Here is a 13,054-nt window from a genome sequence, read left to right as displayed (position 1 = left end):
CGCATGCACTTAACCAATAAAGAGATTATAGACAAGCTTTTGAGCTATTCAGAAGACTTGAAATGCCACTATAATCTCTATCAGCTATTACTTTTTCACTTCCAGAATAAAGAGCCTGACAAATTTTTCGGACTCATTGAAGACAATCTAAAGCAGGTTCATCCTCTTTTTCATACTGTCTTTAAAACCTTTCTAAAGGACGAAGAGAAAATCGTCAATGCCCTTCAGTTACCCTATTCTAATGCTAAATTAGAAGCGATCAATAATCTCATCAAACTTATCAAACGCAATGCCTTGGGTTTTCGGAACTTTGAAAACTTCAAAAAACGGATTTTTATCGCTCTGAACATCAAAAAAGAAAGGACAAATTTCGTCCTTTCTCGAGCTTAGCTTTTCTTCAACCCACTACAGTTGACAAAGAGCCGAATTTCCTTAATCCGAGAGTTCTTATTATTGACGTTGTCCGAAATCTGCAATCATCTGCTCCATTTCTTGTCGACTCGGAGTTGTCAGCATATAAAGGTAATCTCCTTGAAGTTCTGCGAAGGCCGCTGGCATGATTTTTTTAACCTTGAACTGCTGACTATATTTGGCAAGCAAGTCCTCCTCAGAATAGACATAATGGGCATTTGCACGGCGAGAAGTAGCCAAACAATAGAGAGGTTCAAAGTCTGACGCTGGGAACTCTTCTCCTGCGACAATAGCTGCGTAGCCACGATAGAGGTCCAAGGAATGAGCAAAGTTATAGACATCAATGGTGAAACCACCTGCAGGGCGGTTATTGTACTCAATGGCGATGTAATCATCCCCTTCACGGAAGAACTCGATATGGAAGAAACGTTCTTTCATACCAAATTCCTTGACAATGGCCTCACCATATTTACGTAATTTGGGATCCATATCCTTAAGAACGTAATAAGAATTGTCCATCTTATAAATCATGAGATCAAGCGGTGTATAGGCGTAGTCAAAGGTTGTTGAAAAGACAATTTTTCCATCCTTGTCCACAAGACCATCAAAGGTACAAATTTCGCTAGAGGTGACAAATTTCTCAAAGAAATAAACGGTCGAATGGTCCCATTCTTGCTTGAAGTGATTGATATCGTCTGCTGTCTCAAGTTTAAAGGTGGCTGCTGCTCCCACTCCATTATCAGGTTTGGCAATCATTGGCAGACCGATTTCTTTCACTGCTTGATCAACATCTGCTTCCGTCTTGATAACAGCTCCAGGAACCACAGGGACACCTGCTTTTTTGAAAAGTTTCTTCATTTCAGACTTATATTTTGTCTTTTTGAGATCCTCTGGTTTGGCACCAAAAACATTGAATTGTTCTCTGAGTGTTGCGTCTAGCTCAAGCCAATATTCATTGTGGGACTCGATGCGGTCAATTGGGCCATGTTTATAAAAGAGAAAAGCAACTGCTCGTTTGACTTCGTCTATATTTTCAAGATTGTCTACACGGAAATATTCGGTCAGGCTATTGCGCAAGGGCTCATCCAATTGCTCATAAGGCTCTTGACCAATTCCCAAGACTGTGATGCCTTTATTGGCTAGTTCAATGGTAAACTGTTGAAAGTTTTGTGGATAATAGGGAGAAATAACAAGGTAATTCATAGGTAACTCCTTTTATAGATACAGGTGTCCAAGAAAATAGGGCATTTGTTTGCGCCACCATTCCCAGTCGTGGGCGACATCGTGTCCCCATTCAGCAAACCAGGTTGGAATTTGTTTCTGGTCAAAGGCTTCTTTGAGCTTGTAAAAGGATGGTAAACCGTCTTGTTCCCAGGCACCAAGACCCGTACAAAGCACAATCTCCGCCTGACGGTAACGGTCAATAAACCAGCTGTCGTTCTGATTCCAAATATAATCTACTGGCGAGTTTTGATAAATAGCATCGTCATTGTAGTAATCGCCGACAAAGAAACGTGCATCGTAAACACCACTAAGAGCAATCACCTTAGTAAAGACATCTGGATGCTGGAGGAAGAAATTGACAGCATGATAGGCACCCATGGAGCAACCTGTCGTCATCATACCATCAAACCAACCTGTCTTATGCTTGATAAAAGGAATAGCCTCCTCAATCACATAGCGTTCGTAGGCACGGTGCATCTCCGCCTGGTCATGACTATTTTTCCAAGTAGCCAACCAGCTCTCACTATCCACACTGGATAGGGTAAAGAACTGGACACGACCTTCCTCGATAAAAGAAGCACAGGCATCAACCATGCCAAAATCATAGTATTCATTGTGACTGCCACCTGATGAAGCAAAGACCACAACTGGAATCCCAGCATGCCCATAACGGTTGAGGTACATTTCACGGTTGAGGTGACCACTCCAGTGGCTGAGGTTTTCAATATGCATTGGCTTTCTCCTTTCTTAACTTACCATTTCTCTGCAAAAAACCTCAGACAGTCTGGTAAATTTTCCGACCAAGGGATTTCACTATGGATGGCACCAGACTGAACTTTCAAGACAAGGTTATCCAGATGAACTCCCCCTGCTATCAAATCATGATAATAGCGTAGCGACGAGTCGATATAGGCTTGTTTGATATTGCCAGCCATCAAGGTCTTGTCTGTATCATCTGCTTCTTCTGTTCCCACATAGATAAAGATGCGCTGGTCAGGCGATAGTTGCTGACGCTCGATATAGCGGTTAAAGGCTTCTTGGTGAAGCCAGTTGGCAGATGAAAAGACGCCCAAGCAACCAATTTGGTCTTGGTATTCCAAACCGATAAACTGGGTAATATTCCCTCCTAGTGAGGATCCAATCATAGCCGTATGCTGGCGGTCTGCTTTTGTACGATAAGTTTCATCTATAAAAGGCTTGACCACCTCCATAACAAACTCGGCATACTCCACACCCTTGCCACCAAACTGCTGCCCTGGGATAGGAGATTCTTGGAACTTCCAAGCCGCATACTCATTCATCCGCCCCATGCCATCATTATCAATGGCTACGACAATCATACGACTGATATCAGGATTTCGTTTAATGGCTGGAATAATCTTCCATGAGTGACCAATAAAGGATTCTTTACTATAAAAGACATTTTGCCCATCATGAAAGTAAACCACAGGATAGGAACGATCCGTGTCTTTTTCATAATCTTTAGGAAGAAGAACACGCACACGACGCTCCTTACCAGTATAAGGAACCTTGAGTTTGTGTTCTTTCATTTTTAAATAAAAGTAGGATTGATTCATTGTCAGAAAACTCTCTATATTCAAAATTTTATCTCATTATATCACAATTATAGAAAAAAAGTCAGTTTTTCTTCCATTTTTGGATTAAAAACTAACTTTTTCATTTATTTTTCTAAATTCTTTTGGATTTTCTGATTAGAGGAGATTGTCAATCAAGTCATCGACTTCATCTTTTTCAGTTTGAGGTGTAATCTCAGTAATCATAATCCCTGCTACTGCTCGCTCAACTAAGCCCTTAACATCCATTCGTTTTTCATACTGCTCTGCATTTTTAATCTTAGGATTTGTCTTAGGACGATCAGGTGCAAAAATCGTACAGCAGTCTTCAAAAGGCTGGATAGAAATATCAAAGGTATCGATTGCCTGAGCGATGTCAATGATTTCCAATTTGTCCATAGTAACCACAGGACGAATGACTGGAGTGCTGGTCACAGCGTTGATAGTCTGCATGCTTTCCAAGGTCTGGCTAGCTACTTGACCAAGACTTTCCCCATTGATGATAACCAAACCATTTCGCACCTCACGAATACGATCGGTAATCCGCATCATAAAACGGCGTGTCAAGGTCATAAGATAGGCTTCTGGAGCTTTAGCCTTGATTTCCTCTTGAATCTCTGTGAAAGGTACTTCGATAAACTGGATATTGCCCCCAAACTTGGTTAATTTACGAGTTAAATCTTGGGCTTTCTTGAGAGCACCTGGACTAGTGTAAGGTGGGCTGGCAAAGTGAACAGCCTCAATATCTACCCCTCGTTTAAGAGCTAGATAACCTGCCACAGGTGAATCAATTCCCCCTGACAACATGAGCATGCCTTTACCAGAACTTCCCACAGGTAATCCTCCTGCTCCACGAAAGGTTTCATAGGAAATATAAGCCGCTTCCTCACGAATCTCAACCTGAAGATTAATATCTGGATTTTTCATCTGAGCTTTCACGTTTGGAATAGCCTTGAAAACAGCACTACCAAGAGTTTGATTGAGTTCACGACTATCAAGTTCAAAGGTGTGGTCGCTACGCTTACCAGTGATTTTAAAGGTCATCCCTTCCTTGTAAGTTTCTTTCATAATCTCTTGGACAGCAGACTTAAGAACTTCCACAGACTTTTCGACTTTATAAACGGGAGAGAAGTTTTGAATTCCAAATACTTGTTTGAGGGATTCTGCTACTGTGGTGTAATCAGCTCCATTAAGGTAAGCGTGGGCACGGTCGCGATCTGCGGTTACCTTAACTTGGGGATAGATAGACAAAACGTCTGAAATATTATTACGAAGTTTATTGATGAAACGCATACGATTTTTGTGTTTGGTTGACAATTCTCCATAGCGAATCATAATTTCTGAATACTGCATAAATGCTCCTATCTTACTTTTCTAGTTTGATTATAAATTAATTTTAGCTTGGTCAAAAACTGCTCGACCTGACTCATATCATTTTCTAGGTCAAGGCTTAAACGCACAGCTGACTGGGCCTTATCCTTGTCCACTCCCATAGCAATCAAGGTACCTGCAGGTTTCCCTGCCTTGGATGAACAAGCAGAGGTCGTTGAGATGAAAATATCATAGTCTTCAAAGGCGTGAACGATAACTTCACCACGAACACCTTTGATTCCAAAAGTTAGAATATGAGGTGCAAAGTCTTTCTCATCTGAGAAGACAAAAATGTCTGGATAGTCCAGAAGAGCTTGGCGAATCACTGCCTTCATCTGTCCTGTCTTACTAGTAAAGATGTCCAGCTTTTCCATAGACAAACGGAGAGCCTTGGCGGTCGCTGCAATCCCTGCCACATTTTCAGTTGTCGAACGATAATCACTCTCCTGACCACCACCTGTTAAAAGAGGCATAATCTTCTTGCCAGACTTTATATAGACAAAACCAACACCTCGAACACCATGAAACTTATGACTAGAGAAGGTCGCAAAATCCACTCGTTCTATCAAATACTTTTCAGTTGGAATCTTAGCAAGTGCCTGAACAGCATCAACGTGGAAAGTAATAGTCGGCTTGTCTGCCAAGAGTTCTGAAATAGCCTCAATGGGCTGGATAGAGCCGATTTCATTGTTTACAGCCATGACAGAAATTAGGATTGTATCAGGTCGTATCAAAGCTCCTAGAGCCTCAACATCCACAAATCCTTTCTCATCAACTGGAGCAAAATCCACCTCAAAACCTTGAGATTTCAACCAGAGGGCTGACTCTTTGACTGCTGGATGTTCAATGGCTGATACGATGATGTGCTTGCCAAACTTGGCTTTTTCAAAGGCCACACCCTTGATGACCCAATTATCTCCTTCTGTCCCACCAGAGGTAAAAAAGATTTCATCGCTTTTCTTACCGATTAAATCTGCAATCTGTTGGCGGGAAGCATCTAAGATTCGTGTTGCCTGGTCTCCCAAACGATGGAGACTAGATGGATTTCCTAAAATTTTTGAAGCCACCTGCATATAGGTTTCAATGGCTTCATGATAGGGCTTGGTCGTCGCTGAATTATCAAAGTAAATCATATTTTCTCACGCTTTCTAAAATCACTCCTTCTATTGTAACATGAAAAAAAGGCTGAAACAAGAAAGAAAAAGCCCTAAATTCTGGTAGAACTTAGGGCAAGTCTCAACAGTCATAAAACTCATGTAGCAAATCAAAAAGTTCTTGTTGCTGAGCCAGCAACATTTGTCCAATGCTGGTTGATTTAATCAGAGTGCGTTGCTCAACATTTTCAATAACTTTCTTCAATGATGTTTGAGCAAAAGGATCTTCAACAACCTTTTTCGACCCTTCAAAAGGCTGATGGGTCACCAATTGAAAACCGTAAGAGTTATTAAGTAAGGAATATCCTGCTGTTCCTGTCTTCTTTTGATAAGCTTTACAAAGACCTCCGTCAATGACAAAGAGCAAACCACCTCCACGAATAGGAGATTCTCCCTTCACAGTCTTAACTGGAGTATGTCCATTGACCATTCTAGACTCTTGAGAGGAGAGTCCAAATTCTTCCAAAATAAGTTGGCAGACTTTCTCAGAAGTCCGATAAGAAAAATATGAATTTTCCACTTCTTTATGAGTGTCCTTATCTTCAATAAAATAGCGCTCTAAAGTTGTCATCTTATCTTTGCCAAAAAGTGGTGAAACTGCCCCTCTCCAACAATACCAAATTAAATCTGTTGAAAAATCATCTCCAATTTCCTTATTCTTTGTTGCTTGACGAATATGGTATTCAAAGAAATCCAATAATTCTCTTCCAGCATAACGAGACTGGTTAATAATTAGAGGTTTCAATTCTCCTGACGGTTCAAGTGGTATACAACCATGAAAGAGTAAATGCTGGTTGTAAATTTTATACATGGAGCCTTTTTTCATTAAGAGTTCTATATGCTCAGCCAATTTAAGTGACCCTTGGAAAGAGGCTAGGAGACTGTCAACTGCTTGCGTCTCCTCCAAACTTAATTCTGCTGGATTGGCTGGATTAATTGTTTGAAAGCAGGTATTCGTAAGTGCATGTTTTTTCCCATCAATTATCACACACTCTTTCAGATAATCAATATTATCCAGTTTAACCTGATCTTCCATTTGGAATTCTGGTCTTCTTTTTATCAGTTGAGTTTCCAGTTTAAACTGGATAATGGAAAGAGCCTGATGAACCTTTTCCAACTGTAAAATTTCTTCGCTCGTGAAATCATCTTCTCTATTTCCAAGGATTGGCCTAAACTTAGGATTGGCCTTATAGGTTCTGTCAGCAAATAGTGTTAAGGACCGAAGATTTAAGCCGTAAGCTTTCTCAATATCCCATAAATAGCCATAGCGGGCAGCAATACGTAGCGCATTTAACATACAGGCCTTCGAGCCGAAAAAACCTCCCATCCAGATAATGTCATGATTCCCCCACTGAATATCCAAAGAATGAAATTGTAAGAGTTCATCCATAACTTGTGGACTACCAGCTCCTCTGTCATAAATATCACCAACTACATGCAAATGGTCTATCAATAAGCGACGGATACTGCTAGAAATACCAAGAATAAAGGGAATGGCTTCTCCTAGCTCAATGACATAGGAGAGGATGTTTTCAAAATATGACTTCTTATCTGCTAAAGCTATATCGCTGTAGACCAATTCTTCGATGATATAAGCATACTGAGGTGGTAATGCCTTCCTAAGCTTTGACCGAGTGTACTTGGCAGCTGCAAAAGTCAGCAGAGTCAATAACTGAGGAATCGTTTCCTTGTACCAGTCTCTGCTTTTGCCAACTTGTTCCAAGACAAGTTCAGGATATGAAACCAGGGCTGACAATCTGTTTTTATCATCTTGAGACAAGGAATCTCCAAAACAGTCCTTAATTTTCTCATTTAGAATACCAGCACAACTTCTTAAAATATAGTCAAAGGCCGCAAATTCACCATGAATGTCACTGATGTAAAGTTCTGTTCCCTTTGGAAGGTTTAAAATTGCTTCAAGGTTGGTCAGTTCTGTGATCACCTTTTGTCTAGAATCAAATTCTTTCAGTAAAATACGCTTGTATTGCTCCATTCTTGACCTCCAACACACCATCCTATTACGACAAATAATGAGCTATTTATTTTCTTAGTTTATTTTCTTTAAATGCTCTTCGATTAAGAAGGCTGTTTCTTCAATTGATTTATCTGACATATTAATGACTCGAGCTCCATATTTTTTGAAGACCTTCTTAGAGTAGTCCAATTCCTGATAAATCTTTTCAAGATCTGTGTAGCTAGTTTCCTGGGTCAAGCCCAAAGAATCCAAACGATTATTGCGAATCTTAACTAACTTTTCTGGCTCACATACTAAACCAATTAGTCGGCGAGAATCAACTTTTTCCAAGACTTGAGGTAAGGGAACTTCTGGAATTAAAGGAAGGTTCGAAACCTTATATCCTTTATTTGCTAGATAAATACTGAGCGGTGTTTTAGACGTACGGGAAACCCCTAGCAGGACTATGTCAGATTCTAAAAATCCCTGAGGTGCTTTACCATCGTCATATTTGACTGCAAACTCAATCGCTGAAATTTTATTAAAGTATTCGCTATCTAAACGATGAAGGGTGCCAGGTACTTCTATCGGAACCCTTCCTGTTTTTTCTTTGATAATTTCAAAAAATGGATGCATCAAATCTAAATAGGACAGACCATGCATCAGGCTAAACTCTCTTGCTACTGAAGCTAGCTTTCCATCGACCAAGGTACTGATAACAAGGGCATCATCCTTGATTGCATCACGTAAAATATCCAACAATTCATCTTCCTTGTTGATAAAAGGGAAACGATAGCTATTATTAAAAATGATATCTGGATATTGAGCTGTAACAGCGGATAGCAATTTTTGGGAAGTTCCACCCAAAGAATCTGAAATACTATAAACAATCATTTCTTTTTTCATATTTATTCCTCTTCTCTATTTACCTCAGTGCTTCGAGCTTGCTGAATAATGTAGTCCAACAAGGCTGCCTTTGTCACACTACCTAAAATCCGACGTTCATTTTCTTGGTCGACTATTGGCAAGGAATCAATGGCGTAATCTTGAAGGAGTACAGCAGCTTCCAAAATATTCATATTTTTATGGCATGTTTTAATATGAGGCATCCTAGTCATGCAGACAGCAACCGGAGTACTGGCAATATTTGAATTAAGAGATGCCCTCAAGAGATCTTTACGTGACATAATTCCAATAAGAAGCTTGTCTTCGTCGATAACATAAATAACGTCTGCATCGTACATAAAGAGAGTAATAATAGCATCCTGAATATAGGAATCACTGGTGACCAGGACTGGTGAAGTCATAATATCTGCCACTTCTTTCCTAAAAGTATCAAAAAAGAAGACCGATTCTAAATCAGATCCTGAGTATGTATACCCGACTTTAGGAGTGGCCTTTAGGATTCCAACTAGGGTTAAAAAAGAAAGATCAGAGCGTAGCGTTGCTCGAGAAATATCTAGTAAATCAGAAATTTTCTCACCACTCAGAGGTTGCTTGGCTTTAACAATTTCTACAATCTTTTTTTGTCGTTCACTTAATTGCAATTCACAGAAAACCTTTCTATATTCTAAATAGGTTTCAAATAACTATTGGAAGAAGAGATTATTTTAATTAAACTAAACCAATTTTAAAATAAGCATCATGTTTATTAAATATTATAGCAATTATTTGAAATATGTCAATACATACCTAAAGTTTTTTCATTTGACAAATATATATGATGTGTATTAAAATGGTTTTGTCTTTAATTATGACACATATTTAATGTTTTGGAGGCGACTATGACAAAATGGATTTATTCCTTTGAGGAAGGAAGCGCAAACGACAAGGTTCTCCTTGGTGGAAAAGGTGCCAATTTAGCAGAGATGAGCAATCTGGGTTTACCTGTTCCTCCAGGTTTTACCATCACTACCGAAAGCTGTATTAATTTTCTCGAGAATCCCGATTTTTTTGATTCTTCTTTAAAAGACGATGTTTTGAAAGCGGTTTCTAGATTAGAAAGAAAAACCGATAAATCATTTAGCGGAGAAAGCTCAAGTCTTCTCTTGGTTTCGGTCCGTAGCGGAGCAAAATTTTCTATGCCAGGTATGATGGATACCATTTTAAATCTTGGGCTTAATGACCAGAGGGCAAGAATACTTGCAGAGCAAACTAATCCTGAGTTTGCCTATAATTGCTATCGACGTCTCCTTCAGATGTTTGCTGATGTTGTATATGGGATTTCTAAAGAACTGTTTGATGAACTATTAGAAGACTTTGAAAAAGGGCATGGTAAAACGGTTAAAGACTTGACTATAGATGAGCATCAAGACTTGGTTAAGCAATATAAAGAAATCTATCTTAAAGAGAAGCAATCTTTCCCTGAAAATCCTATGGATCAACTTTTTGCTGCTATTCAAGCTGTCTTTAATTCTTGGAATAATAACCGGGCCAAAGTTTACCGAGAACTTAATAAAATCCCTCATGATTTGGGAACTGCCGTTAACGTCCAGGCCATGGTCTTTGGAAATAGTGATCAAAACAGCGGAACAGGAGTCTGTTTTACTAGAAATCCTGCTAGTGGAGAAAATCATCTATTTGGTGAATTCTTACTGAATGCCCAAGGAGAAGACGTTGTAGCTGGCATACGAACTCCAGAACCAATTGCTGCTTTAGAAATAGCTCAACCTCAGGTTTTCAATGCCTTTAAAGAGTATGCTAGAATCCTTGAAACCCACTACAAGGACATGCAAGATATCGAATTTACCATTGAGAAAGGAAAACTGTATATCTTACAAACTAGGAATGGCAAACGGACAGCCAAGGCTTCTTTAAAAATTGCTTTGGACTTAGTAGACCAGGCTATTATAAGCAAAAAAGAGGCCCTGATGAGAATATCCCCTTCTTCTATTAGTCAGCTCATTCACCCAGTCTTTGAAGAGGTTGCAATGGAAAAAGCAGCTCTCATTGCACAAGGTTTACCGGCCAGCCCTGGAGCTGCTACTGGGGAAATAGTTTTTACAGCAGAACGAGCTAAAGAATTCCACAATTTAGGAAGAAAGGTTATTTTAGTAAGACAGGAAACATCGCCCGAAGATATTGAAGGCATGGTCGTCAGCCAAGCTATTGTTACCAGCCAAGGTGGTATGACCTCTCATGCAGCGGTTGTTGCTAGAGGGATGGGTACCTGCTGTGTAGCTGGATGTGGGGAACTAAAAATCCGAGAGGAAGAGAAGATACTTTCTTGTGGTAATCTTGTCTTAAGAGAGGGAGATATTATTTCTGTTGATGGTAGTTCAGGTTATGTTTATATGGGAGAAATTCCTACAGTCTTGATTGAGAATAATGAAGACCTTCAGCGCCTTCTTTCTTGGGCAGATAAAGTTGCAGGTCTTAAAGTTCGCGCTAATGCTGAGACTGTGAAGGATTTGGAGACAGCTATGAATTTTGGTGCCCAAGGGGTAGGACTAGCCCGTACTGAACATATGTTCTTTGGTCAGGATCGAATTTTGGAAATGCGTCGCCTCATTCTAGCCGATAAGGAAGCAGAAATGAAAGCTGCACTCAAGAATCTCTTAGAGTTCCAAGAGGAAGACTTCTATCAAATGTACAAAATAGTTGAGGACAAACCTCTGATTGTCCGGCTTTTAGATCCACCCATGCATGAATTTTTACCTAAAGATCCGCAGGAAATCAAGCTTCTAGCTGAAAAACTCAATCAGTCACCTGAAAAACTGGCTCATCAAATTGTAAGCTTACAAGAAAGCAACCCTATGTTGGGTCATAGAGGTTGTCGCCTTGGAATTACACAGCCAGATATATACAAGATGCAAACTGAAGCTATTTTTAGAAGTGTCATTAAATTACACCAAGAGGGGATAAAAATCAAACCTGAAATCATGATTCCTCTTATTGCTGATAAAAAGGAGTTGGAATTTGTCAAATCCTATCTGACTCAACACATCCAGTATCTCTTTAGGGAGCTTGACCAGGAGTCTTTCCCATATGAAATTGGTACCATGATTGAATTACCACGCGCTTGTCTGACTGCAGACAAACTGGCTCAAGAAGCTGATTTCTTCAGCTTTGGTACTAACGATTTGACTCAAATGACCTATGGTTTTTCTCGTGATGATATTGGAAAATTTATAGGTCACTACAAACAGAAGAACATTCTCTCATCTGATCCATTTCAACATATTGATAAGGAGGGAGTTGGTGAGTTAATGCGCATTGCAATCAGCAAGGCTCGCCAGGTAAAACCAAACCTATCTATCGGTATTTGTGGAGAGGTCGGTGGTGATCCGTCTTCTATCTCTTTCTTCCAGGAAATTGGTGTCACCTATGTTTCCTGCTCACCATATAGGGTTCCTGCAGCTCGACTCGCTGTCGCTCAAGCCGTTTTCCAAGAGAATATAGACTAGTTTCCTTTATATCTATTAAATAATGTTGGGATGATTGATTTCCCAGTCTTACTTAATAGTAAAATCATCTTTTATCCTTAAATCCACCAGTAATGATTTATCACCAAATTTCTTGCTTTACACTTTAAAGAGAAAAATCTACTGGTTACGTTTTCAAAACAAAAAGTTTTATTTTTTTAAGACAATTTAAAATAAAAAACGTATAATGGAAAATATGAAATGAATCCAAATTCATATTTAGTTTTGCAAAGGAGTTTGAAAAACCATTATGTCTAACTATTCTCGCCAACATAAAAAAACAAACAAAGACAGTCAAGAAACTGGCAAGGCTAGCCACCACATCAAGAAAGGGCTATCTGCTTTTCAGAAAACCTTAACCTTAATCGGTAGTATGTTGGGAATTATCACTGCGACTATTACCATTAGCAATGCAATGAAATCTAACGAACAAAAGAAAGTAGATACTAGTCCTTCTACACAAACAACCATTGTCAAAGAAATCCAAAAGGAATCCCCTCAGGAAAATACTAGTCCCAATAAGGAAAATAACACTTCTCAAGAAAAAACACAGCAGGAAGAAACGCCAAAATCTAGCGTCAAGGAAGAGAAAAAAGAAGAGCAGAAAACAGCAACTCAGGACTCTACTACACCTTCCCAAAGTAAATCCGCTAATGATAATGAAAAACAGACCAATACTCCAACATCAGAAAATAAAAGTAATCAATAGCCAGTAAAATGAGGCTGGGCGAAAACTAGCTTCCAAATAAAAACACTAAGAAAACGAGCATCTCCAACTGATCAGATACTCGTTTTTTTGCTATTTTATACTCAATTATTTTCAAAAAGCAACCTTGTCCATTGTCTGCTGACAGTGGACTTTAAAATACTTTTTTCCAATCCTTGAATCACTTCTTGAAGCTTATCAATAACAGCTTCCAATGTTTGGAAAGCCTTATTTTT

General features: G+C 39.3%; 11 protein-coding genes and 1 pseudogene. 3 read left to right on the top strand and 9 right to left on the bottom strand.

Annotation, left to right across the window (positions count from 1 at the left end):
* Window positions 1–390: ISL3 family transposase (locus tag ADI86_RS06090; protein ID WP_049532197.1), on the top strand; the 390-nt coding region annotated here is incomplete at its 5' end.
* Window positions 391–450: 60 nt separating this feature from the next.
* Here ADI86_RS06090 and ADI86_RS06085 read toward each other — a convergent pair.
* The 8 genes from ADI86_RS06085 to ADI86_RS06050 form a co-directional block, all read right to left on the bottom strand.
* Entirely contained in the window at window positions 451–1,614 is a 1,164-nt protein-coding gene (locus tag ADI86_RS06085) for an ATP-grasp domain-containing protein (RefSeq protein ID WP_049532196.1), read from the bottom strand.
* 12 nt (window positions 1,615–1,626) lie between these two features.
* Window positions 1,627–2,367: an esterase family protein gene (locus ADI86_RS06080; RefSeq protein WP_049532195.1), complete on the bottom strand. Its 741-nt coding sequence runs from the start codon at window positions 2,365–2,367 to the stop codon at window positions 1,627–1,629.
* Between the two features lie 20 nt (window positions 2,368–2,387).
* Window positions 2,388–3,212: an alpha/beta hydrolase gene (locus ADI86_RS06075; protein WP_049532194.1), complete on the bottom strand. Its 825-nt coding sequence runs from the start codon at window positions 3,210–3,212 to the stop codon at window positions 2,388–2,390.
* A 135-nt stretch (window positions 3,213–3,347) separates the two neighbouring features.
* Window positions 3,348–4,562, bottom strand: coding sequence for a tRNA uracil 4-sulfurtransferase ThiI (gene thiI, locus ADI86_RS06070; protein ID WP_049532193.1), 1,215 nt, complete (start codon window positions 4,560–4,562; stop codon window positions 3,348–3,350).
* Window positions 4,563–4,570: 8 nt separating this feature from the next.
* Complete coding sequence (locus tag ADI86_RS06065; RefSeq protein ID WP_049532192.1) at window positions 4,571–5,713, bottom strand: cysteine desulfurase family protein; 1,143 nt, start codon at window positions 5,711–5,713, stop codon at window positions 4,571–4,573.
* A gap of 103 nt (window positions 5,714–5,816) precedes the next feature.
* Entirely contained in the window at window positions 5,817–7,727 is a 1,911-nt protein-coding gene (locus ADI86_RS06060; RefSeq protein WP_049532191.1) for a fructose-1,6-bisphosphatase, read from the bottom strand.
* A gap of 54 nt (window positions 7,728–7,781) precedes the next feature.
* Window positions 7,782–8,594, bottom strand: a complete 813-nt coding sequence (locus ADI86_RS06055) for a pyruvate, water dikinase regulatory protein (protein ID WP_049532190.1) — start codon at window positions 8,592–8,594, stop codon at window positions 7,782–7,784.
* 2 nt (window positions 8,595–8,596) lie between these two features.
* Entirely contained in the window at window positions 8,597–9,235 is a 639-nt protein-coding gene (locus tag ADI86_RS06050; protein WP_049532189.1) for a CBS domain-containing protein, read from the bottom strand.
* Between the two features lie 237 nt (window positions 9,236–9,472).
* Between ADI86_RS06050 and ppdK the strand changes: the two genes are divergently transcribed.
* Together ppdK and ADI86_RS06040 are read left to right on the top strand one after the other, a co-directional pair.
* Entirely contained in the window at window positions 9,473–12,094 is a 2,622-nt protein-coding gene (ppdK, locus tag ADI86_RS06045) for a pyruvate, phosphate dikinase (protein ID WP_049532188.1), read from the top strand.
* Window positions 12,095–12,362: 268 nt separating this feature from the next.
* The gene (locus tag ADI86_RS06040; protein WP_049532187.1) at window positions 12,363–12,821 is read left to right on the top strand and encodes a DUF6556 family protein; all 459 of its coding nucleotides are present in this window, start codon (window positions 12,363–12,365) and stop codon (window positions 12,819–12,821) included.
* Between the two features lie 101 nt (window positions 12,822–12,922).
* On the opposite strand, the pseudogene ADI86_RS11705 reads toward ADI86_RS06040, so the two are convergent.
* Window positions 12,923–13,054, bottom strand: a pseudogene (locus ADI86_RS11705) (IS630 family transposase); the annotation flags it as partial.

This window comes from Streptococcus pseudopneumoniae (genome assembly GCF_001074975.1).
Lineage (GTDB): Bacteria > Bacillota > Bacilli > Lactobacillales > Streptococcaceae > Streptococcus > Streptococcus pseudopneumoniae_D.
The sequence above is the reverse complement of the archived record's forward strand: the minus strand, read 5'-3'. Positions and strand labels throughout refer to the sequence as shown.